21 protein-coding genes are annotated in these 22,248 nt (G+C 70.6%); 18 read left to right on the top strand and 3 right to left on the bottom strand.

What is annotated here, in order from left to right; genetic code table 11:
* Positions 1 to 20 precede the first annotated feature (20 nt).
* The 18 genes from GWK25_RS29590 to GWK25_RS29505 all read left to right on the top strand — a co-directional run bounded on the left by GWK25_RS29590 (position 21) and on the right by GWK25_RS29505 (position 19,852).
* Entirely contained in the window at positions 21 to 686 is a 666-nt protein-coding gene (locus GWK25_RS29590; RefSeq protein ID WP_215454455.1) for a GntR family transcriptional regulator, read from the top strand.
* A gap of 97 nt (positions 687 to 783) precedes the next feature.
* Positions 784 to 1,698 carry a dihydrodipicolinate synthase family protein gene (locus tag GWK25_RS29585; RefSeq protein WP_215454454.1) on the top strand — a complete coding sequence of 305 codons (915 nt, stop codon included), beginning with the start codon at positions 784 to 786 and terminating at the stop codon, positions 1,696 to 1,698.
* Positions 1,699 to 1,712: 14 nt separating this feature from the next.
* On the top strand, positions 1,713 to 3,434 hold the full coding sequence (gene araD, locus GWK25_RS29580) for an L-arabinonate dehydratase (RefSeq protein WP_215454453.1): 1,722 nt from the start codon (positions 1,713 to 1,715) through the stop codon (positions 3,432 to 3,434).
* A 223-nt stretch (positions 3,435 to 3,657) separates the two neighbouring features.
* Positions 3,658 to 4,602, top strand: a complete 945-nt coding sequence (locus GWK25_RS29575) for a carbohydrate ABC transporter permease (RefSeq protein ID WP_215454452.1) — start codon at positions 3,658 to 3,660, stop codon at positions 4,600 to 4,602.
* The gene (locus GWK25_RS29570) at positions 4,599 to 5,501 is read left to right on the top strand and encodes a carbohydrate ABC transporter permease (RefSeq protein WP_215454451.1); all 903 of its coding nucleotides are present in this window, start codon (positions 4,599 to 4,601) and stop codon (positions 5,499 to 5,501) included. Before GWK25_RS29575 ends, GWK25_RS29570 begins: the two co-directional genes overlap by 4 nt.
* Complete coding sequence (locus GWK25_RS29565) at positions 5,498 to 5,725, top strand: hypothetical protein (protein ID WP_215457979.1); 228 nt, start codon at positions 5,498 to 5,500, stop codon at positions 5,723 to 5,725. Before GWK25_RS29570 ends, GWK25_RS29565 begins: the two co-directional genes overlap by 4 nt.
* Positions 5,722 to 6,897: a Gfo/Idh/MocA family protein gene (locus GWK25_RS29560; RefSeq protein ID WP_215454450.1), complete on the top strand. Its 1,176-nt coding sequence runs from the start codon at positions 5,722 to 5,724 to the stop codon at positions 6,895 to 6,897. The genes GWK25_RS29565 and GWK25_RS29560 overlap by 4 nt, the downstream gene beginning before the upstream one ends.
* Positions 6,898 to 6,899: 2 nt before the next feature.
* Entirely contained in the window at positions 6,900 to 7,742 is an 843-nt protein-coding gene (locus GWK25_RS29555; protein WP_374200701.1) for a PmoA family protein, read from the top strand.
* Positions 7,739 to 9,292 (top strand): family 43 glycosylhydrolase, encoded by a 1,554-nt coding sequence (locus GWK25_RS29550; RefSeq protein ID WP_308404346.1) that lies wholly within the window; start codon positions 7,739 to 7,741, stop codon positions 9,290 to 9,292. Before GWK25_RS29555 ends, GWK25_RS29550 begins: the two co-directional genes overlap by 4 nt.
* Before the next feature lie 37 nt (positions 9,293 to 9,329).
* Entirely contained in the window at positions 9,330 to 9,530 is a 201-nt protein-coding gene (locus tag GWK25_RS29545) for a hypothetical protein (protein ID WP_215454448.1), read from the top strand.
* Between the two features lie 67 nt (positions 9,531 to 9,597).
* Entirely contained in the window at positions 9,598 to 10,941 is a 1,344-nt protein-coding gene (locus GWK25_RS29540; protein WP_215454447.1) for a sugar ABC transporter substrate-binding protein, read from the top strand.
* Between the two features lie 140 nt (positions 10,942 to 11,081).
* A complete protein-coding gene (locus GWK25_RS29535; RefSeq protein WP_215454446.1) occupies positions 11,082 to 11,888 on the top strand; it encodes a rhamnogalacturonan acetylesterase in 807 nt (268 codons plus the stop codon).
* Between the two features lie 141 nt (positions 11,889 to 12,029).
* Complete coding sequence (locus GWK25_RS29530; RefSeq protein WP_215454445.1) at positions 12,030 to 13,337, top strand: polysaccharide lyase family 1 protein; 1,308 nt, start codon at positions 12,030 to 12,032, stop codon at positions 13,335 to 13,337.
* The gene (locus tag GWK25_RS29525) at positions 13,337 to 14,491 is read left to right on the top strand and encodes a pectinesterase family protein (RefSeq protein ID WP_215454444.1); all 1,155 of its coding nucleotides are present in this window, start codon (positions 13,337 to 13,339) and stop codon (positions 14,489 to 14,491) included. The genes GWK25_RS29530 and GWK25_RS29525 overlap by 1 nt, the downstream gene beginning before the upstream one ends.
* A gap of 1 nt (position 14,492) precedes the next feature.
* Positions 14,493 to 15,524, top strand: coding sequence for a pectinesterase family protein (locus GWK25_RS29520; RefSeq protein ID WP_215454443.1), 1,032 nt, complete (start codon positions 14,493 to 14,495; stop codon positions 15,522 to 15,524).
* 127 nt (positions 15,525 to 15,651) lie between these two features.
* Positions 15,652 to 16,782: a right-handed parallel beta-helix repeat-containing protein gene (locus GWK25_RS29515; protein ID WP_215454442.1), complete on the top strand. Its 1,131-nt coding sequence runs from the start codon at positions 15,652 to 15,654 to the stop codon at positions 16,780 to 16,782.
* A gap of 117 nt (positions 16,783 to 16,899) precedes the next feature.
* Positions 16,900 to 18,519, top strand: coding sequence for a GPI inositol-deacylase (locus tag GWK25_RS29510; protein WP_215454441.1), 1,620 nt, complete (start codon positions 16,900 to 16,902; stop codon positions 18,517 to 18,519).
* A 178-nt stretch (positions 18,520 to 18,697) separates the two neighbouring features.
* Positions 18,698 to 19,852, top strand: a complete 1,155-nt coding sequence (locus GWK25_RS29505; RefSeq protein WP_215454440.1) for a right-handed parallel beta-helix repeat-containing protein — start codon at positions 18,698 to 18,700, stop codon at positions 19,850 to 19,852.
* Between the two features lie 375 nt (positions 19,853 to 20,227).
* Here the strand turns inward: GWK25_RS29505 and GWK25_RS29500 are convergent, their stop codons facing one another.
* From GWK25_RS29500 to GWK25_RS29490, 3 genes are all read right to left on the bottom strand, one after another.
* A complete protein-coding gene (locus tag GWK25_RS29500) occupies positions 20,228 to 20,626 on the bottom strand; it encodes a pectate lyase (protein WP_215454439.1) in 399 nt (132 codons plus the stop codon).
* Positions 20,627 to 20,764: 138 nt separating this feature from the next.
* A complete protein-coding gene (locus tag GWK25_RS29495; RefSeq protein ID WP_215454438.1) occupies positions 20,765 to 21,637 on the bottom strand; it encodes a hypothetical protein in 873 nt (290 codons plus the stop codon).
* The gene (locus GWK25_RS29490; protein ID WP_215454437.1) at positions 21,634 to 22,236 is read right to left on the bottom strand and encodes a SigE family RNA polymerase sigma factor; all 603 of its coding nucleotides are present in this window, start codon (positions 22,234 to 22,236) and stop codon (positions 21,634 to 21,636) included. Before GWK25_RS29490 ends, GWK25_RS29495 begins: the two co-directional genes overlap by 4 nt.
* Positions 22,237 to 22,248 lie beyond the last annotated feature (12 nt).

Below are 22,248 nucleotides of genomic sequence, written 5' to 3'. Positions count from 1 at the left end.
GTGAGATCCGAGAGGCGCGCATGACCGCTGTGCCCACGCCGATCCCGTCCCGCACGCAGTTCGTGCTGGAGGGGATCAAGCACCGCATCCTCACCGGGCAGCTGACTCCCGGTCAGGCCCTGGTCGAGACCGAACTGGCCGCGCAGTTCGGGGTGTCCAAGACGCCCGTGCGCGAGGCCCTGAAGACACTGGCCGGGACCGGGCTCGTCGTGATGAGCCAGTACAAGGGCGTCACGGTGCGCATGGTGGACGCGGACATGGCGCGCGAGGTCTACGACGTACGGCTGCTCCTGGAGCCGGAGGCGCTGCGCCGCTCGGTACGGCGCGGTGCCCCGTGGGACGCGGCGAGCTCCGCGCTGACCAGGGCCGACGAGGCCACGGACACCGCCGAACGCTCGCTGGCCAACCGGGAGTTCCACCGTGCGCTGTACGTACCGTGCGGCAATCCGCTGCTCGGCCGGATGCTCGACGAGGTGCGCGACCAGGCCGCCCTGGTCTCGGCCGTCGCCTGGGCCGCCGACCCCTCCTGGGAGCGGGAGGCGGCCGAGCACCGGGAGATCCTGCGGCTCGCCCTCGACGGCGACGCCGACGGTGCCGCCGCCGCCCTGCACGCACACATCGCCTCCTTCGTCGAGCGGGCATTCCCGGAGGCCCGAGTGGAAGCACAGGGCCCACCGGCCCGGTAAGCCCCCGAGTCCACGAGGCACGGCGGAGCCGCCCGACGCGGCGGCCCCGCCCGCCCTCCGCAGTCCTCCAAGAACTCCTTGCAGAGGAAGGTCATCCATGAGCAGCGAGACGTTCGAGACCCAACGGACGGCTCTGGCCGACGTGGTGGCGATCCCGGTGACTCCGTTCGCCGAGGACGGCACCGTCGACCAGGGCGCCCACCGGGCCCTGCTGCGTCGCCTGCTCGACGGCGGGATCACCACCCTCACCCCGAACGGCAACACCGGTGAGTTCTACGCCCTCACCCCCGAGGAACGCCGCCTGGTCACCGAGTCGACCATGGACGAGGTCGGCGGCCGGGGCGCCGTCGTCCTGGTCGGCGTCGGGCACGACGTGCCGACCGCCGTCGCCTCCGCCCGTCACGCCCGTGCGGTCGGGGCGCAGATGGTGATGGTCCATCAGCCGGTGCACCCCTACGTCTCGCAGAGCGGCTGGGTCGACTACCACCGGGTGATCGCGGAGGCCGTGCCCGAGCTGGGCGTCGTGCCCTACATCCGCAACGCCCGGCTCGCCGGCGAACGCCTCGCCGAACTCGCCGACGACTGCCCGAACGTGATCGGCGTCAAGTACGCCGTGCCGGACGCCGCACGCTTCGCCGCCTTCGCCCGCGACGCCGGCCTGGAGCGCTTCGTCTGGGTGGCGGGACTCGCCGAGCCGTACGCGCCCTCCTACTTCTCGGCCGGCGCCACCGGCTTCACCTCCGGACTGGTGAACGTCGCCCCGGCCGTCTCGCTGAACATGATCGAAGCGCTTCGATCGGGTGACTTCCCGGCCGCCATGAAGGTATGGGAGCAGATCCGCCGCTTCGAGGAGCTGCGCGCCGCCAACGGCTCCGCCGACAACGTCACCGTCGTCAAGGAGGCCCTCGCCTCCCTCGGCCTCTGCCGCCGCGACGTCCGGCCCCCCAGCAGGCGCCTGCCCGAGGACGAACGCGCCGAGGTCGCCGCCATAGCCGCCGGATGGTCGATGTGAACGAGCCGCTCTCCATGAGGAAACCCGAGGACCTCCGCAGCCACCAGTGGTACGGCACCGACGGCCTGCGCTCCTTCAGCCACCGGGCCCGTTCCCGCCAGCTCGGCTACCTCCCCGAGGAGCACCTCGGCAAGCCGGTCATCGCGATCCTCAACACCTGGTCGGACATCAATCCCTGTCATGTGCACCTCAGGGATCGCGCGCAGGCGGTCAAGCGGGGTGTCTGGCAGGCGGGCGGATTCCCGCTGGAGTTCCCGGTCTCGACCCTCTCGGAGACCTTCCAGAAGCCGACCCCCATGCTCTACCGCAACATGCTCGCCATGGAGACCGAGGAGCTGCTGCGCTCCTACCCGGTCGACGGGGCCGTGCTGATGGGCGGCTGCGACAAGTCCACGCCCGCGCTGCTCATGGGCGCCGCATCCGTCGACCTGCCGACCGTGTTCGTGCCCGCCGGGCCCATGCTGCCGGGGCACTGGCGAGGCGAGGTCCTCGGCTCCGGCACCGACATGTGGAAGTACTGGGACGACAAGCGCGCCGGGCTCATCGGCGACTGCGAGATGACCGAGCTGGAGTCCGGTCTCGCGCGCTCGCCGGGGCACTGCATGACCATGGGCACGGCCTCCACGCTCACCGCCGCCGCCGAGGTCCTCGGGGTCACCGTCCCGGGCGCCTCCAGCATCCCGGCCGTCGACTCGGGCCACGACCGCATGGCGGCCGCCGCCGGACTGCGCATCGTCGAACTGGTCCACAGGGAAAGGAAGTTGAGCGACATCCTCACCGCCGACGCCTTCGAGGACGCCGTCACCACCGTCCTCGGCCTCGGCGGCTCCACCAACGCGGTCATCCACCTCATCGCGATGGCCGGCCGCGCGGGCGTCAAGCTCACCCTCGACGACTTCGACCGCATCGCCCGCACGGTCCCGGTGCTCGCCAACGTCCGGCCCGGTGGTCAGACGTACCTGATGGAGGACTTCCACTTCGCGGGCGGCCTCCCGGGGTTCCTGTCCCGGATCACCGATCTGCTGCACCTGGACCGGCCGACCGTCTCGTACGACACGATGCGCGAACAGCTCCACGGCGCGCTCGTGCACGACGACGACGTCATCCGGACCCGCGAGAACCCGGTCGCCACCGAGGGCGGCGTCGCCGTCCTGCGGGGCAACCTCTGTCCGGACGGCGCGGTCATCAAGCACATCTCGGCCGAGCCGCACCTGCTGAAGCACACCGGTCCCGCCGTCGTCTTCGACGACTACAGGACCATGCAGCGGACCATCAACGACCCCTCGCTCGGCATCACCGCGGACACCGTCCTGGTGCTGCGCAACTCCGGGCCCAAGGGCGGTCCCGGGATGCCCGAGTACGGGATGCTGCCCATCCCCGACCACCTGCTGAAGCAGGGCGTCCGGGACATGGTGCGGATCTCCGACGCCCGGATGAGCGGCACCAGCTACGGCGCCTGCGCCCTGCACATCGCACCGGAGTCGTACGTCGGCGGGCCCCTCGCCCTGGTCCGCACCGGCGACTCCATCACCCTCGACGTCGAGGCCCGCACCCTTCGACTCAACGTGGACGACGAGGAGTTGGAGCGCCGCCGGGCCGAGTGGACGCCACCACCCACCCGCTACGAACGCGGCTACGGCGCCCTCTACAACGACCAGATCACCCAGGCCGACACCGGCTGCGACTTCGAGTTCCTGGCCAGACCGGGCAAGGTCCCGGACCCGTACGCGGGGTAATGACCTGACCGGCCCGCGCCCCTGGTTTTCAGGGGCGCGGGGCCCTATCGAACATGCGGCTCCGCCGCGTGGGCGCGACCAGCCACAACCCACCCGCACCCGCCAACGCACGACCAGTGGCACCCCGTACCGCGCACCCAAGCACACCCTGCACATCGAGAAAGCGCTTCCTGCAGGTCGCGAGACCAGGCACCACGACGTACCCAGAAACGGAGCCCCAGTCATGGCCCAAGCCGCAGCCGTGGCGAAACCCCCCACGCCGCCCCGGCGGAGCCGTGCGCGCCGTGCCTCCGCGACCCCGCGCAGGCTGCCGTACCTGCTGATCGCCCCGGCCGCCCTGCTCATGCTGGGCTTCATCGCCTACCCGGTCATCAGCGTCTTCTACTACAGCCTGCAGCACTACAACCCCACCAAACCCTGGCGCAACGGCTTCGCCGGCTTCGAGAACTTCGTCCACGCCTTCACCGAGGACCCCCTCTTCTGGGACACCCTCGTCTTCAGCGCCAAGTGGGTGATCGTCGAGGTCTCGCTGCAACTGCTCTTCGGTCTCGCCCTCGCGCTGATCGTCAACCAGACCTTCGTCGGCCGGGCCCTCGGCCGCGCCCTGGTCTTCTCCCCGTGGGCCGTCTCCGGCGTGCTGACCTCCGCGATCTGGGTGCTCCTCTACAACTCCCAGACCGGCATCACCCGTTACCTCGCGGACATGGGCATCGGGGAGTACGGCACCAGCTGGCTCTCCGACACCTCCACCGTCTTCTCGGCGGCGATCGTCGCCGACCTGTGGCGCGGTGTCCCCTTCTTCGCGATCCTCATCCTCGCCGACCTCCAGTCCATCTCGAAGGACCTGTACGAGGCGGCCGAGGTCGACGGCGCCGGCCGCGTCCGGCAGTTCCTGCACATCACGCTGCCGCACCTGAAGGACGCGATCATCCTCTCCACGCTGCTGCGCGCGGTGTGGGAGTTCAACAACGTCGACCTGCTGTACACCCTGACGGGCGGCGGACCGGCCGGAGTGACCACGACCCTCCCGCTGTACATCGCCAACACCTCCGTCGACGCCCACAACTTCGGCTACGCGTCCGCCCTGACCACGGTCGCGTTCGTGATCCTGCTCTTCTGCTCCATGGTCTATCTGCGGCTGAGCAAGTTCGGAGGCGAGTCCAAGTGATCACCAAGGACGCCGAGAGGACCGTACCGGTGACGTCCGCGCCCGCCGCCGAGGAGCCCCCGCAGCGGCCCGGCAGGGCTCGCCGCGCCTGGGACGAGGTACCGCGCTGGCAGATCTACCTCCCGCTCTCGATCTACCTGGTCTTCACCCTCGTCCCCTTCTACTGGATCCTGCTCTTCGCGCTGCGCAAGCCCGGCTCGACCTCGCTCGTGCCCTGGCCGATCACCTTCGAGCACTTCGAGAAGGTGTGGAACGAACGCAGCTTCGGCACCTACTTCCAGAACAGCGTGCTCGTCGGTGTCGTCACCCTGCTGATGACCACGCTCGTCGCCCTGGCCGGCGGCTACGCCCTCGCCCGCTTCGACTTCAGGATCAAGCGCGGGTTCATGCTGGCGCTGCTCTGCTCCCAGTTCGTGCCGGGCGCGCTGCTCCTGGTCCCGCTGTTCCAGATCTTCGCCGAGCTGCGGATGATCAACTCGCTCGGCAGCGTCATCCTCGCCGAGACGGTCTTCCAGCTGCCACTGTCGATCATCCTGATCAGCAACTTCATCAAGAACGTGCCGTACTCGCTGGAGGAAGCGGCCTGGGTCGACGGCTGCAACCGGTTCACCGCGTTCCGGGTGGTCGTGCTGCCGCTGCTGCGGCCCGGTCTGATCGCCGTCGGCTCCTTCGCCTTCGTGCACTCCTGGAACCATTTCCTCTTCGCCCTGATGTTCCTCAGCAACCAGGAGAAGCAGACCATCCCGGTCGGCCTGAACACCCTGCTCAGCGCGGACAGCGTCGACCTGGGCGCACTGGCGGCCGGCGGCATCGTCGCCGCCGTCCCGGTGGTCGTCGTCTTCGCCTTCATCCAGAAGTGGCTCATCACGGGCTTCAGCGCGGGGGCGGTGAAGGGATGAGGAAGGTCCAACCGGTCGTCGTGCTCGGGCGCCAGGGCGTCCCGCTCACCACCCCGGCCGGGGCAGAGGCCCAGGGCGCCGGGCAGGACACCGGCCGCGACATCAGCCGGGACACGCTCGCGGCCGACGTCGGCCGGACGCCTACCCTGCACCAGAAGATCGACAGCGCCGGGCAGGCCGACCGAGCGGTGGCACGCGGCGCGGGCACAGGGAGGATCCGATGAACACCACGACGTACGAGAGCCCGCTTCCGCTCGTCCTCGCGGGAGCCCGGGGCCACGGCCGCTGGCACCTGGAGAACATCCGGCGGCTGGCGGACAAGGGGATCGTCCGGCTCGCCGGCATCTGCGAACTGACGCCGCTGGACGCGGACGAGATCCCCGACGGACTCGGCACGCCCGAGCAGTCCGCCGACTTCGGGGCGCTCCTCGATTCCACGGGCGCGGCGATCGCCGTGATCTGCACGCCCATCCCCACCCACACCGACCTGGCGCTGACGGCCGCCGAGCGGGGCGTCCACGTGCTGCTGGAGAAGCCGCCGGCCCCGTCGTACGCCGAGTTCCGCCGGATGGCCGACGGGGTGGCGGCGGCCGGGGTGGTCTGCCAGATCGGCTTCCAGTCGCTGGGCTCGCACGCCCTGCCCGCCATCCGCACGATGGTCGCCGACGGCCTGATCGGCGAGGTCGTCGGCGTCGGCGGAGCCGGCGCCTGGGCCCGCGCAGAGGCGTACTACCAGCGCGCGCCCTGGGCCGGGAAGCGCCGTCTGAACGGCGTGGACGTGATCGACGGGGCGCTCACCAACCCCCTCGCGCACGCCGTCGCCACCGGGCTCGCGCTCGCGGGCGCGCCCCGCGCCGAGGATGTCGCCACCATCGAGACCGAGTTGCTGCGCGCCAACGACATCGAGTCCGACGACACCTCCTGCGTAAGGATCACCACCGCGGACGGCGGCCGGGTCACCGTCGCCGCCACGCTGTGCGCGGAGGACCCGGACGACCCGTACAACGTCGTCCACGGCACCAGCGGCCGGATCACCTTCTGGTACAAGCAGGACCGCGTGCTCGTCCAGCGCGCGGGACACGGCCCGGAGGAGATCGAGTACGGCCGCACCGACCTGCTGGAGAACCTCGTCGACCATCTCCTCGACGGCACCGACCTGCTGGCCCCGCCGGAGGTGACCGGCGCGTTCATGAAGGTCGTCGAGGCGATCCGGGTCGCCCCGGACCCGGTCGCGCTGCCGGACGGCGCCTGGCACCGGCTGCCCGAGGAGGACCGCCGGGTCGTCGACGGCATCGACGGCCTGGTCGCGGCCGCCGCCGACGACCTCGCCCTCTACTCCGAACTCGGCGCCCCCTGGGCGCTCCCCGAAGCAACGGCGAAAGAGGTGAGCACGTGACGATCGCCGACGACTCCCTGGTCCTGCGCGTGGCGGGCCGCCCGGTGGGCCACTACCTCACCCGGCCCGAAGTGCCGCAGCGGCTCTCCCCGCGCCCCTGTCTGCATCCCGTCACCACCCTGTCCGGTACGGCGGTCACCGAGCTGAGTCCCGCCGACCACCTCCACCACCTCGGCGTCGGTGTCGCCGTTCCCGACGTCGAGGGGCACAACTTCTGGGGCGGACGCACCTACGTCCGCGACCTGGGACCGACCGAGCTCGACAACCACGGCTCCCAGCGCCACACCGCCTTCCAGCTGCGCGACCCCGACGGCTTCGTCGAGGAGCTGCGCTGGGTGGCCTCAGGCACCGAGTTACTGCGTGAACGGCGTACCGTCGCAGCCACCCGACTCACCGACTCCGCCTGGGCGCTGGACTTCACCTTCTCCCTCACCAACATCACCGGCGCCCCGGTGTCGATCGGCAGCCCCGCCACCAACGGCCGCCCCGGCGCCGCGTACGGCGGCTTCTTCTGGCGGGCCCGCAAGGAGGCCGCGGCCCCCCGTGTCTTCACCGCCGAGGCGGAGGGCGAGACCGGGGTCCACGGCAGCCGCGCCGACTGGCTCGCCCTGGCCGGCGACACCTGGACGCTCGTCTTCGCCGGGGCCACCGACACCACCCGCCGCGATCCCTGGTTCGTCCGCGCCGACGAGTACCCGGGCGTCGGCTCCTCCCTCGCCCCCACCGACCGCCTGCCGATCGAGCCGGGCGGGACGGCCGTACGCCGGGTCGTGACCGTCGTCGCCGACGGCACCCTCGACCGGGACGGGGCCGCGGCCCTCGTACGCAAGGCGGTGAGCCCGTGACCACCTCGGTGAGCGCGCCCGCCTTCTCCGCCGACCTGGGTGACGGCACCTACCGCAACCCGGTCCTCGACGCCGACTGGTCCGACCCCGATGTCCTGTGCGTGGCCGACGACTTCTACCTGACGGCCTCCAGCTTCGGCCGGGCCCCGGGCCTTCCCCTGCTGCACTCCCGGGACCTGGTCAACTGGACGCTCGTCGGTCACGCGCTGCAACTCCTTGAACCGGCATCCGAGTTCAGGGCCCCGCGCCACGACTGCGGGGTGTGGGCGCCCTCGCTGCGGCACTTCGACGACCGGTTCTGGATCTTCTGGGGCGACCCCGACCGCGGCGTCTTCCAGGTCAACGCCCCCGGGATCAGAGGGCCTTGGACCCGGCCGCACCTGGTCGAGGAGGGCAAGGGACTCATCGACCCCTGCCCGCTGTGGGACGAGGAGACCGGCGAGGCGTATCTGGTGCACGCCTGGGCCAAGTCCCGCTCCGGCGTCAAGAACCGGCTCACCGGCCACCGGATGCGGCCCGACGGGACGGGGCTGCTCGACGAGGGCAAGGTCGTCGTCGACGCGGACCGGCTTCCCGGCTGGTTCACCCTGGAGGGCCCCAAGCTCTACCGGCACGACGGGTGGTACTGGATCCTCGCCCCCGCCGGAGGCGTGGAGACCGGCTGGCAGGGCGCCTTCCGCTCCCGGGACTTCTTCGGCCCCTACGAGGAACGGATCGTCCTGGAGCAGAAGGACACCGGGGTCAACGGGCCGCACCAGGGCGGCTGGGTGCGCACGGCGGCCGGCGAGGACTGGTTCCTGCACTTCCAGCAGCGGGGCGCGTACGGCAGGGTCGTCCACCTCCAGCCCATGCGCTGGGACCACGCGGACGGCTGGCCGGTGATCGGCGACGACGGCGCCCCGGTCGCCGTCCACCGCAAACCGGCGCTGCCGGCCCAGCCGCCGGCCGCGCCCGCGACCGACGACGACTTCCCCGGCGGCCGCTTCGGACGCCAGTGGCAGTGGACCGCTAACCCTCAGGACGGCTGGGCCACCCAGCACTCCGGGGACGGGCTGCGGCTCACGTGCGTGCGCTCCGTGCACGCGCACGACCTGCGGAAACTGGCGAATGTGCTCACACAGCGGCTGCCGGGGATCCCCGCCGTCGTCGAGGTGGAACTGAGACTCGACAGCGAGGAACCGGGGGCGCGTGCCGGGCTCGCCGTGCTCGGGGACGCGTTCCGCTGGATCGGGCTCCAGCGGGGTGCCGACGGGAGCGTGCACCTCGTCCACCGGTTCGCCGAGACCGTCGCCGACCGGGAACGGGACGCCGATCACGCGCGCCCGGCGCCCGGGGGACGCGCCCGGCTGCGGATCGAGACCTCGGCGGGGGCGCGCTGCCGGTTCTCCTACGACGTGGGGGAGGGGTGGCAGCCCTCGGGACAGGTCTTCGCCGCCACCCCCTGGCGTTGGGTCGGCGCCCTGCTCGGCCTCTTCGCGGTCGCGCCCACCGGCGGGGGGCACGCCGGGGCGGCCACGTTCACGCAGTTCAGGATCACCCCTTCCGCGTAACTCGTACGCCTGTTTGGAGCCGCAATGACGCACCTCCTTGGCAAGCGCGACGCCGTGGACCGACATGAGCGGCTTCTCCTGCAAGGACGCGCGGTTCACAGCAATGCCGGGCGTACGGGCCGGTGCCACCGCCGACCGGCCGCAACTCGACCACGCGGGCGCCTCGGGCCACCCGGTCGCCAAGTACCTCGCGGGGAAGGACGGCTGGGCACCGCATCGCGGTCGCGCCGGCCACTGAGCCCGCACCGGAGACAGCAAGGACCCCCGACTTCACAACCCTCGTATCCAGAAGAGAGAGCCGTTCGATGAAGATCAGCAATCGCAGAAGCAGGCGTGCCGCCGCGGCCGTCGCCCTCGGATCCGTCCTCGCCCTGACCGCCACCGCCTGCGGTGACGACGGCAGCGGCGCGGGCGGGGACAAGGGCTCCGAGGGCAGCGGCAAGGGCGAGATCGTCTTCTGGGACAACAACGGCGGTGTCCGCACCGAGATCTGGAAGGAGGTCATCGCCGACTTCGAGAAGGCCCACCCGGACATCGACGTCCGGTACGTCGGGATCGCCTCCACGGAGTACCAGTCCAAGGTGGACACGGCCATCCAGGGCCGCGGCCTGCCGGACGTCGGCGGTGTCGGCGCGGCCATGGTCGCGGGATTCGCCGCGCAGGGCGCGCTGGAGCCGCTCGACGACCGGCTCTCCGAATCCTCCCTGAGCGGCAGGCTCAACGAGTCGATGGTCGAGTCGCTGAAGTCCGCCGGCGGCGGCGACGCCCTCTACTCGATCCCGACCTCCGCCAACAACGGTGTCCTCTACTACCGCACCGACCTGTTCAAGGCGGCGGGCCTGGCCGAGCCGACCGACTGGGACACGTTCTACGACGCCGCCGAGAAGCTCACCGACAAGGACGAGAACAAGTTCGGCTACACCATCCGCGGCGGCGCCGGCTCCATCGCGCAGGCGCTGGACGCGATGTACGGGCAGTCGGGGATCACCTCGTTCTGGGACGCGAGCGGTGAGAAGACCACCGTGAACGACCCGAAGAACGTGGAGGCCCTGGACAAGTACGTCGGCCTCTACAAGAAGGTCACGCCCGCGGCCGACCTCAACAACGACTTCACCAAGATGGTCGCGCAGTTCGACTCCGGCACGATCGGGATGCTGAACCACAACCTGGGCTCCTACCAGGACCACGTGAAGGCGTTCGGCGACAAGTTCCGCGGCATCCCGCAGCCGACCGGGCCCGGTGGCAAGCGGGTGCAGGTGTCCAACCCGGTCGACGGGCTCGGTCTGTTCAAGAGCTCGAAGAACAAGGAAGCCGCCTGGAAGTTCATCGAGTTCGCCACCTCGCACGAGGAGAACTCCAAGTTCAACAAGTCGGCCGGGCAGGTGCCGTCGAACAACGACGCCGCGAAGGACGCGTGGATCTCCGAGGCCGAGCCGACGAAGCTGGCCGCCGCCGCGCTCACCGACGGGTCGACGACGATCGTGCAGCTGCCGTACTACCTGCCGGACTGGAACACGATCTCGAAGGCCGACAACGAGCCGGCCTTCCAGAAGGTGATGGACGGGCAGAGCACGGCGAAGGAGTTCCTGGACACGCTGGCCGAGCAGCTGAACAAGGCGCAGGCCGAGTGGAAGGAACAGAAGGGCTGAGAACTCGGTCCGGTTCGTTTCGTGGCCGGCTGACGGCTTGTCGGGGGCTGGTCGCGCCCACGCGGCGGAGCCGCACATGTGACAGCCCCGCGCCCCTGGAGGGGCGCGGGGGGAACCCCTGTCGAGAAAGGCACCCGCACGTGTCACTCACCCGTAGACAGGTCACCACCGCGGCGCTCGCCGCCGTACCGCTCGCCGTGGCCGCCACCGGGCCCGCGTCCGCCGCGGCCTCGCCCGGCGGGGCCCGCCGTGAGCGCACCCTCTACATCGCCGGCGACTCCACCGCCGCGCAGAAGTACGTCGGCGCCGCGCCCGAGACCGGGTGGGGGACGGCGCTGCCGTTCTTCCTCCGGAAACGGCTGGCGGTCTCCAACCACGCCGTGAACGGGCGGAGTTCGAAGAGCTTCATCGACGAGGGCCGGCTGGACGTGATCCTCGGGGCCCTTCGGCCCGGGGACGTCCTGGTCGTCCAGTTCGGGCACAACGACTCCAAGATGGCCGATCCCGCGCGGTACACCGAGCCGTGGACGACGTACCAGGATCACCTGCGCCGGTACGTCGACGGTGCGCGGGCGAGGGGGGCCCGGCCCGTCCTCGCCACCTCCGTCGAGCGCAGAAAGTTCGACGCGAGCGGCAACGCCGTGCCCACCCATGGCGACTATCCGGCAGCGGCGACCGCTCTCGCCGCCGAGGAGGGTGTCGCCCTCCTCGACATCCAGGCGCTGTCGATCGCGTTGTGGCAGCGGCTCGGGGTCGAGGAGACCAAGAAGTACTTCAACTGGACCGCGACCGAGCAGGACAACACGCACTTCAATCCGCCGGGGGCCATTGCCGTGGCCCGGCTGGTCGCGGGTGAGTTGGTGCGCAGGCGGGTTCTTTCGCCGAGGGACGTTCGTCGTCTCGACGAGGAGGTTCCCGACTCCTGGATCACGTGGCCCCCGGCGTAGCGCCGCAGCCGTAGGCCGGTTCTTCGGCGTCCCGCCCGTCGTGGCTGGTCGCGCCCACGCGGTGGAGCCGCCTATGGATAGCAGCCCGCGCCCCCTGGAACGGGCGCGACATCCCCCTTTGCTTCGAAAGGAACCGCACACATGCGTCCTCGTTACTGGCATGTCCATGTCATGACATCCGTCGTCGGCTGTACCGCGCTCGTGCTCGGGGTCACCGGCACCGGAGTCGCCCAGGCCCAGGGGCGCGACCTCGGCCGGCAGGTTCTCGGCGCCGGCGACGGGTGGGGGTCGGCCGAGGGCGGCACGACCGGCGGGTCCGCCGCCGACGCCGACCACGTCTACACCGTCACCACCTGGGCGCAGTTCAAGGCCGCGCTGAGAGACGGCGGTGACGCGCCGAAGATCATCAAGGTGAAGGGGATGATCGACGCCGTCGCCGAGGGCTGCGAGGCCTTCGTCACCGGGGGCTACGACCTCCAGCAGTACCTCAAGGACTACGACCCGGCCGTCTACGGCAACGACCAGGTCGCCAAGGGACCGCAGGAGGACGCGCGGGTCGCGTCCATGGCCAACCAGGACTCGGCGATCAAGGCCGGCATCCCGTCCAACACCACCATCGTCGGCGTCGGCAGGAACTCCGGCATCCTCGGCGGCAGCCTCCAGATCAAGGGCGTCTCGAACGTCATCGTGCGCAACCTCACCATCGAGGCGCCGCTCGACTGCTTCCCCAAGTGGGACCCGACCGACGACGACCACACCGGCAACTGGAACTCCGAGTACGACGCCGTGGTCGTCTTCGGCACCGACCACGTCTGGCTGGACCACAACACCTTCACCGACGGGCGCCACCCGGACAGCGAACGGCCCGTCTACTTCGGCAAGGTCTTCCAGCAGCACGACGGGCTGACCGACATCGTGCGCGGCTCCAACTACGTGACCGTCTCCTGGAACCGCTTCCAGGACCACGACAAGAACATGCTGATCGGCAACAGCGACAGCACCGCCGCCCTCGACGCGGGCAAGCTCAAGGTCACCCTGCACCACAACCGCTTCGACGGGATCCTCCAGCGTTCCCCGCGCGTGCGGTTCGGCCAGGTCGACGTCTACAACAACCACTACGTGGTGACCGAGGAACAGAAGGACGACTACTACATCTTCGGCGTCGGCCTCTCCTCGCAGCTCCACGCCAGCGACAACGCGATCACGCTGCCGGCGGGCGCGAGCGTCGGCAAGGCCCTGAAGAGGTGGAACGACTCCCCGCTGACCGCCGAGAACAACTACGTCAACGGCAGGCCGACGGACCTGATCGCCGTCCACAACGCCGAGATCCCCTCGGAGTTCCTCCGGTCGGGCGCCGGGTGGACGCCCACCCTGCGGACCGAGGTCGACTCGCCGCGCGCCGTACCGGGCATCGTCGCGAACCGCGCGGGTGCCGGGAAGGTCTGCTGATGGCCGGGCGTCACCCGGGGCCGAGCAGACGGTCGTTCGTGGCCGCCGGGGTCGGGACCGCGCTCACGCTCGCCGTCGCGAACCCGGCCCGAGCGGCCCGAGCGACACCGGCGGCCCGGGCCGATCGTGCCGCCCGTGGCCGCCGGGTCTTCGGGCGCTACGGATCACCGGCCGCTCGCCTCGACGAGCGGACCCTGTACGTGGACGCCGGCGGCGCCGGCGACTTCACCACTGTCCAGGCCGCCGTCACCGCCGCGAGCGGTACCGCACACACGCTGGTCGTCGCGCCCGGCGTGTACCGCGAGACCGTAGCCGTCGGCGTCGCGCGTACGGAGATGACCTGGATCGGGGCCTCCGGGAACGCCCGGGACGTCGTGGTCGTGTACGACAACGCGGCCGGCACCCCGAAGCCCGGCGGCGGCACCTACGGCACCACCGGGTCCGCCACCACCCTGGTGCAGGCCGCCGGGTTCACCGCCCGGGACATCACCTTCGCCAACGACTGGCTGCGCGCCGACCACCCCGACATCACCGGCACCCAGGCCGTCGCCATCAAGGTGCAGGGCGACCGGTCGGCGTTCCTGAGCTGCCGGTTCCTGGGGCACCAGGACACCCTCTATGCCGACTCGACGGCACTCGGCGCCTTCGCCCGGCAGTACTTCCGCGACTGCTACGCCGAGGGCGACGTGGACTTCGTCTTCGGACGGGCCACGGCCGTCTTCGAAGGCTGCCACTTCCACACCCTGTCCAGGACGGACCTGGCCTCCGCCCCGTACGGGTTCGTCTTCGCGCCCTCCACCGCGGGCGCCAACCCGCGCGGCTACCTGGTGACCCGGAGCCGCGTCACCAGCGAGGCCCCGGACGCCCACTACAAGCTGGCCCGGCCCTGGGTGCCGAGCTCGGACACCACCGCCCGGCCCATGCTCACCGTGCGCGAGACCCGCCTCGGTGCCGGGATCGACGCGATCGCGCCCTACACCGACATGTCGTCGGGCTTCCCCTGGCAGGACCAGCGGTTCGCCGAGTACCGCAACACCGGACCCGGCGCCGTCGTCTCCGTCCCCGAGAACCGGCCCCAGCTCACGGCCGCCGAAGCCGCCTCCGCCACCCGTGAGGTGTACCTCGGCGACTGGACCCCGTGGGAGAGGTGCTGAGATGCGCCGACGCACCCTGCTCGGCAAAATCGCCGGCGGCCTGGTGGCCTCCGGCGCGGCGCCTGCCCTCGCCCACGGCGGCCGTCGGGTCCTGCACGTCCGGCCCGGCGGATCGGTCCAGGCCGCCGTGGACGCCGTCACCGGGCCCGGGTGGACGATCGTCGTCCACCCCGGTACGTACCGCGAGGTCGTCGACATCCCAGCGGGCAAGGGGGAGTTGACACTGCGCGGGGCGTCCCGCGACCCCCACGCCGTCGTGATCGTCTTCGACCGCGCCAACGGCACCCCCAGGCCCGAGGGCGGCACGTACGGCACCGCGGGCTCCGCCACCTTCACCTCGGCGGCGCCCGGCCTGACCGTACGCGACCTGACCCTCGCCAACGACTGGCTGCGCGCCGACCACCCCGACATCACCGGGACGCAGGCGGTCGCCGCCTACGTCACCGGGGACCGATCGCATTTCGAGAACGTCCGGTTCCTCGCCCACCAGGACACCCTGTTCGCGGACACCACCGCGCTCGACGCCTTCGACCGGCAGTACTACGGCCGCTGCTACATCGAGGGCGACGTCGACTTCGTCTTCGGGCGGGCCCGTGCCGTCTTCGACTCCTGTCACTTCCGCACCCTCCAGCGGGACGTGGCCTTCACCCCCAAGGGCATGGTCTTCGCGCCCGCCACCGCTCGCGCCAACCCCTACGGCTTCCTCGCCCTGCGCGGCCGGATCACCTCCGGCGCCGAGGACGCCGCGTACAAGATCGCCCGGCCCTGGGTGCCCTCGTACGAGACGACGGCCTGGCCTTCGCTGGTCGTGCGGGACACCTGGATCGGCCCCGGGACAGACGCCGTCGCGCCCTACACCAACATGCGCGACGCCCACCCCTGGCAGACCATGCGCTTCCGTGAGTACGCCAACGCCGGTCCGGGCGCGGTCGTCTCCGTCCCGGAGAACCGGCCCCGGCTGACGGCCGCCGAGGCCAGGGAGCACACCCGGCGGACCTACCTCGGTGACTGGAGGCCGTATGCCGGCCGGTGAACCGGCGGGCTGCATCGGCCATGTGTTCACCGCACCCCAGCAGGACGAGGTCTTCGACTGGCTCGACGCCGTCCTGTGAACCACCCCGATGAACCACTCCACCCGCACGAGAAGGGAACCGCTCTCCATGTCTCGTCCGTCTCGCCCGTTCCGTCGTACCGCTCTCGCCCTGGGCACCGCCCTCGCCCTCGGCTGCGCCCTGGCCGCATTCCCCACCCAGGCGCACGCCGCGACCGTGGTCGTCAACACGACCACGGCCCTGTCCAACGCCATCAAGAACGCCACCCCCGGCACCGTCATCCAGGTGCGCGGCGGCACGTACTACCCGACGGCGACCCTCCAGTCGACGGCGAACGGCAACTCCTCCAGCCGGATACACCTCCAGCCGTACGGCTCGGAGACCGTGAAGATCGACGGCTCCAACCTTCCCGACGGCGACTGGATCTTCAAGCTGACCGCCGACCACTGGACCGTCTCCGGGATCACCTTCCAGAACTCCCCCGACAGCGCGGTGGTCTGCCAGTCCTGCGCCTCCACGGTCTGGGACAACATCAAGACCATCAACGGCGGCGACTCCGGCTTCACGCTCACCGGCGACGGCACCACCGGCAACACCGTCCGGAACATCGACTCCTACGGCCACTACGACCGGGCCAACCACGGGGAGAACGCCGACGGCATCGCCGTGAAGTTCGGCTCCGGCAGCGGCAACCTCATCACCGGGGCCCGTCTCTACAACAACTCGGACGACGGCCTGGACTTCTGGTCCTTCTCCTCGCCCGTCACCGTCGAGCACACCTGGGCGATGGGCAACGGCAAGAACCGCTGGGGCGATGCCGCGTTCGCCGGAGACGGCAACGGCTACAAGCTCGGCGGCGACGGCGAGACCGTGGCCCATGTCGTCAACAACTCGGCGGCCTGGGACAACGCGGGCAACGGCTTCACCGAGAACAGCAACAAGGGCGCCATCGTCATCAACCGGACCACCGCCTACGCCAACGCCAAGTGGGGCTACTACTTCGCCACCGGCGCGGCCCGCCTCGGCAAGAACCTGGCCGTGAGCAACGGCGGCGGCTTGGTCAACAAGGGTTCCTCGGTCGTGTCGTCCGGCAACAACTGGGACTCCGGCGTCTCGACCCCGTCGTTCCGCTCCACCGACGCCTCCTCGACGTACAACGCCCGTTCGTCGAGCGGCACCCTGCCCGCGACCACCTTCCTCACCACGGGCAGTACGACGATCGGCTCGACGATGAACTGACCGGCGCGAAGCTCTCCGGCACGCCGGGTAAAACGATTCTGTCGACTCGGAGCGGGTGCGACCCCACACAGTGTTGCGCGACGAACAGCGCATGCGCACTTGAGTGGAGTGGTCCTCGTGGTCGGTAGTCCTCGCCCGCTGATCCTGATTCGCGGATTCGGCGGCCCCGGTGTGTCGGACGAGCGGCGTGACGCCTATCAGGGATTCAACAACGGCACCGTCTACGCGGAGAGCTACGGCGAGAACTACATCTACGAGGGATTCGTCCTGCGCGCTCTCAAGTCCTCGCTCCACCCGTACCGGGACGCCACCAACGTGGTCGGCTACTACGAGAAGGAGCAGGAGCCCAGACCCGGAGAGCGCGACGGATGGCCCGAGCACCTGCTCAGCGGCACGATGGTGGTCGACGTCCCCATGGCGCGCGAGGTGCTCGCCCAGGGCGCCATGGGAACCCTGTGGATCTACCGCTACTACGACCTCGTCCCCCGGAAGATCGACCGCTTCGGGGAAGGGCTGGTCAGGCTCATCGAGATCATCCGGCACGGGATGCGGCCGGACGAGGAGTTCACCGGCGTGGACATCGTCGCGCACAGCATGGGCGGCCTCGTCACCCGGGCCGCCCTGAGCCACTTGGGGGACAAGAGCGCGGACGTCATCCACCGCATCGTCACCCTGGGCACACCGCACCGGGGGATCGCGTTCCAGTACATGCCCGACGCGATGGTCAAATGCCTGCCCGACTCGGTTGCGGACGAGATCGCCGCCTTCGACCCGGACCGCACGGACATCCGGGCCATCCCGTTCCCCGTCAGGCGCATCCTCACCGTGGTCGGTACGGACCACCGCTCCTACAGCGCCAAGTTCGCCACCCTGGGCAACCGCATCGCCGGCCTGATCGACGAGGGCACGCTCACCTACAACCGCAGCGACGGCCTGGTCAAGCAGTCCTCCGCCCAGATCCCGGGCGCGCCCCGGACCTTCGTCCACAAGTGCCACGGCGGCAACGACTCGCTGGTGACCTCGCGCGAGGCGTACGAGATCGCCATGCGCTTCTTCCATGGCACGCACCACGTTCAGCTGAGACTGGACCGGGCCGAGGTGACCCGTGGCCGGGACCTCTTCGGCCGCAGCGAGTTCTACTTCGGGGTGTCCGTCAAACCCCGCTTCGTCGACTTCGAGCTGTGCCACCAGAGCAGCGAGGCCGAGAACTACTACGGCCCCTTCCGCAAGGACGACCTCTCCGACGAACTGCCCGATCTCGCCGAGGAGTTGAGCAGGCCGCTCTCGGCGCCGGGTGACGCCACCACCGGATGGGCCGGCGAGAACCGGCTGATCTGGGAGGGCTGGGTCGACGCCGCCGCCAAACCCGAGGGCGCGGGGGACCGGTCGGTGGTCCTCCGCCTCGGCATCCATGTGTACGAGCGGGACAGCCTCGGTATCGGATTCTCCGACAACGAAGTCTTCCGCAAGCAGTACTACGTCCAGGCGGTGCCCGGCGACGACGGGGCGTGGTCGCTGTACCTCCACACCACCGAGCGCTACCTGGCGCCGGGAGTGAGCACCGAGGAAGGGCACACCGCCGCGGAGGACGAGGACATCGCGGAGGTGTGGCCGATGCGGCCCACCGACAAGGGTGGGCCCGGCACCTGGGCCTTCGAGGTCGGAGGGACGGGCTTCAAGGCGAACCTGCTGCTGACGGTGACCGACGAACGGACCACGGGCTCCGCACCGGCCTGATCGACGTCAATCGGTGTGCGTGTGAAGACTCCCGGGGAAACTTTCGAGCGATTTCGCGGGAACGCGGCAACCCTTTCCCGGCGGGCGGCGACCAGTGATCAGAAGCGGGCCGGGGTGGGCCCTCCGGCCCGCTTCGTTCCTCGTCTCCCGAAGACGCGTCCCCTGCGAAAGGAATCCCGTGCGTCAGACCTACGGGCGCCACCGAAGAACCGGGACCCTGTCGGTCGCCGCCGCCGTGTCCGTCGCCGCGGGGGCGGGCGGCGTCCACCTGGGCCTCGCGCACGACGGCGCCCAGGCCGCCGGCACCACCGTCACGGTCTCCAGCACCCCCGCGCTGGAGTCGGCCCTGGCGGACGCCGTCGCCGGTACGACCATCCAGGTCCGCGGCGGCACCTACCGGCCCACACGGACGCTGAAGTCCACGGCGAACGGCACCCCTTCCGCCCGGATCACGCTCACCGCGTACGGCAGCGAGAAGGTCAAGGTCGACGGATCGGCCCTGCCCGCCGGCTCCTGGCTCGCCGCGATCCACGGTGACTACTGGACCGTCTCGGGGCTCACCTTCCAGAACTCCCCGGCCGAGGGCTTCGTCGCCACCTCCTCCGTCGGCGGTGTCTTCCAGAACCTCGTCACCGCGAACAACGGAGACTCCGGCTTCACCCTGCGCGGTGACGGCTCCACGGACAACCTCGTGCGCAATCTGGACAGCCACGGCAACTACGACGCCGCGAACCACGGCCGGAACGCCGACGGCATCGCCGTGAAGTTCGGCTCCGGCACCGGCAACAGGATCACCGGGGCGCGCCTGTACGGCAATGCGGACGACGGGCTCGACCTCTGGCAGTTCTCCTCGCCCGTCACCGTCGACCACTCCTGGGCCTTCGGCAACGGCAGGAACCGCTGGAAGGACCCGGCTTTCGAGGGCAACGGCAACGGGTTCGAGCTGGGCGGCGGCGGAGCCTCGGTCGCGCACTCCGTCACCCACAACGCGGCCTGGGACAACACGCTGCACGGGTTCACCGGGAACACCAACACCGGCGCGGTCCTGCTGAACCGCAACACGGCCTACGCCAACAAGGAGTACGGGTTCTCCTTCGCCACCGGCAAGGCCAGGCCGGCGCGGAACCTGGCGGTGGGCAACGGGACGGGAAAGGCGAAGCTGGGCTCCGGCACGGTCTCGACCGCCAACAACTGGGACAGTGGCATCACCGCGCCGGCCTTCCGTTCCACGGACGCGGCCACCGCGTACGCGGCCCGGCGGACGGACGGTTCCCTGCCGATCACGACGTTCCTCACCACGGGCTCCAGGGCCGTCGGCGCCACGATGAACTGACCTGCCGCGCGGGGCGGGAGCCAGGAAAGGCGAGAACAGACGGGGCGAGAAGAAGGCGCCCCCCGCCGGTCGTCACCGGCGGGGGGCGTTTCTCGTGCCGACCCCGAGGGGGGCTCCGGTCGGCACCTGCTGCCGGCCGAGGGGGGCTCAGGCCGACAGGTCCAGGCAGTCGAACGAGGTGGCCGGGCCGAGGATGCCCGTGCCGCTCGAACCACTGACGATGTCGAGTGTCAGTACGTCGTACTCACTGGTGTTCGACGTCCACGCACTTACAGGGACGCTGTGGAGGAAGGTGTGGTTGTTCCCCCGGTGCGAACCCGTGGTGAGCGAAGGGGTGGACGGCTGTCTCGGGCCGCCGGGACCGGCGAGCCCCAGTCATTGATGGATACCCGCGCCCGCCCGCCCGCGAACGCGTCCGTGACCCCGGGTCCGTGCCCACACCGAGCCCTGTCGGCTCCCTGCCGGAGCCGTTGGAGTCGCGGTGTCGCCGTGGTCGGCGATCATGCCGACGATCGCCGTCAGGGGAGCCACGACGTCGATGTCGCTCAGCACGATCGCGCGCTGGTGCTGTGTCCTGCAGTTGCCGCAGGAGCGCACCAGCCTGCCGGAGTCCCGCACGCGAAGATCGGGTCCCGGCCCTCGTCCTGACTGCCGTCCCCGAGCGCGCCCTTCGCCCCGCCCGTGAGGGGCGAGGGCGGCCACCGACGCGGTCACGGCCCGCCGGCCGGTGACCCGACGGCGGTGCCGGACGCGCTGTTCTGCAGATGCGCTCATGTGCCCGATTCCTCGCTGGTGGTGACTCTTGCGCCTACTGGTCGCCACCGGCGGAGAAAAGGTTGCCGCGCCCGCGGATCCTTTTCGAACCCGCGCATCGCCCTCGACCTCGAACCGCGCATCGCCCTCGACCGCGAGTTACGAATCTCCCTTGTCCGAGGAGTCGTCGTCCTTGGCCTGGGCCTCGAAGGCGCCGCCGACCGTGAGGTCCTCGCCGCCCGCCTTCGCGGTCGTCGTGTAGCGGTCGCCGCTCGCGTCACGGCCGCCGCGCTCGTGGTTGTACTGCCCGGCGAAGACGAACTCGCCCTTCGGGACCGTGCGTCCGTCCTTGAGCACCCAGGTGTAGACCAGGAACCCGTCGCTCTCCTCGACCGTGAGGTCGAAGTCCTGCTCCGGCAGCGACCGCCAGGCACCGGACGAGGAGACCCCGCCGGTCTGGGCGATCCTCAGCTGGACGGTCAGCTCGGTGAGCTGTTCGCTCGTCCTCAGGGTGAGGTTGCTCTGCGCCCAGAATTCGTTGCTGTGCGGGTCGACCGCGCCGGCGGACCGGAGCGGCCCGTCCTCCTCGTTCGTCGAGGTGGGCAGCTTCGGCACCGGCGTGCCCTTGGGCGACGCGCTCTTCGACGGCGTCGAGCTGGGCTTCTCCTCGCGCTTCCCGTCGGCGCTCGGGGTCGGGCGGTCCGGCGGGACCGGGGCGCGGCTGGTCGCGCCGGGGGAGTCGACCGGAGTCGGGGAGACCACGACCGTCCGGTCGGCGGGGGGCGTCGGTTCGCCCTTCACCGCGGAGGCTACCGCGTAGCCGCCGACCGCGAGCACGCCCGCGACGCCGGCGGTGGCGGTGACCACCCGTACCCAGCCCCACAGCGGCGGCCGGGTCGCCCTGCGGCTCGGGCGCTCCTGGGGGGCGGCCATACCGCGCTCGATCCGGGCCAGGATGCGGGCGCGGTCGGGCTCGTGCGCCTCGGCCGACTCGTGCAGCCGGGCGCGCAGCTCCTCGTGCACGTCCCTCATCGCTCCCTTCCTCCGGTGCCGGTCACTCCCGCGCGGGTCACGCGCGGTTTCGTGACACCCCCGCCCGCGATGCCCGTGTGCATCCGCTTCGGCGAGTCCTCGGAGCCGAGCAGCTTCTGCAACTCGGCCATCCCCTTGGACGTCTGGCTCTTCACCGTACCGACCGAGACGCCGAGGGCGAGCGCCGTGTCCTTCTCCGAGAGGTCGAAGGCGTGGCGCAGGACCACACAGGCCCGCTTGCGGAACGGCAGCCTGCGCAGCGCCGACTGGACGTCGACCACGCCGGGAACATCGGGATTCTCGGTCTTCTCCTCGCGCTGCGACCAGAACAGCGTGATCCTGCGGCGCTCACGGACCGCGCTGCGGATCCGGGTGCGGGCCAGATTGGCGACGACGCCACGGGCGTACGCCACCGGATGGTCCGCCGCGCGGACCCGGTCCCAGCGGTGCCACATCGCGAGCAACGCGTCGGCGGCCAGGTCGTCGGCGGCATCCGCCTCACCCGTCAACAGGTGTGCGAGGCGCGACAGTTCGGCATAGTGCCGTTCGAAGAAGGCGTGGAACTCCACGGAGGCTGCGTCGTCGACGACTGTGCCCACGGGACCTCTCTT

Source organism: Streptomyces sp. ATCC 21386, assembly GCF_018728545.1.
Lineage (GTDB): Bacteria > Actinomycetota > Actinomycetes > Streptomycetales > Streptomycetaceae > Streptomyces.
Note: the sequence above shows the minus strand (reverse complement) of the source record. Positions and strands in the feature narration are given on the sequence as shown.

Coding starts and splice junctions, on each gene's coding strand:
- GWK25_RS29530 (WP_215454445.1), top strand. CDS start 12,030: ATGCGTCCTCGTTACTGGCATGTCCATGTCATGACATCCGTCGTCGGC.
- GWK25_RS29540 (WP_215454447.1), top strand. CDS start 9,598: ATGAAGATCAGCAATCGCAGAAGCAGGCGTGCCGCCGCGGCCGTCGCC.
- GWK25_RS29515 (WP_215454442.1), top strand. CDS start 15,652: ATGTCTCGTCCGTCTCGCCCGTTCCGTCGTACCGCTCTCGCCCTGGGC.
- araD (WP_215454453.1), top strand. CDS start 1,713: ATGAGGAAACCCGAGGACCTCCGCAGCCACCAGTGGTACGGCACCGAC.
- GWK25_RS29500 (WP_215454439.1), bottom strand. CDS start 20,626: ATGAGCGCATCTGCAGAACAGCGCGTCCGGCACCGCCGTCGGGTCACC.
- GWK25_RS29560 (WP_215454450.1), top strand. CDS start 5,722: ATGAACACCACGACGTACGAGAGCCCGCTTCCGCTCGTCCTCGCGGGA.
- GWK25_RS29585 (WP_215454454.1), top strand. CDS start 784: ATGAGCAGCGAGACGTTCGAGACCCAACGGACGGCTCTGGCCGACGTG.
- GWK25_RS29495 (WP_215454438.1), bottom strand. CDS start 21,637: ATGAGGGACGTGCACGAGGAGCTGCGCGCCCGGCTGCACGAGTCGGCC.
- GWK25_RS29590 (WP_215454455.1), top strand. CDS start 21: ATGACCGCTGTGCCCACGCCGATCCCGTCCCGCACGCAGTTCGTGCTG.
- GWK25_RS29525 (WP_215454444.1), top strand. CDS start 13,337: ATGGCCGGGCGTCACCCGGGGCCGAGCAGACGGTCGTTCGTGGCCGCC.
- GWK25_RS29520 (WP_215454443.1), top strand. CDS start 14,493: ATGCGCCGACGCACCCTGCTCGGCAAAATCGCCGGCGGCCTGGTGGCC.
- GWK25_RS29575 (WP_215454452.1), top strand. CDS start 3,658: ATGGCCCAAGCCGCAGCCGTGGCGAAACCCCCCACGCCGCCCCGGCGG.
- GWK25_RS29565 (WP_215457979.1), top strand. CDS start 5,498: ATGAGGAAGGTCCAACCGGTCGTCGTGCTCGGGCGCCAGGGCGTCCCG.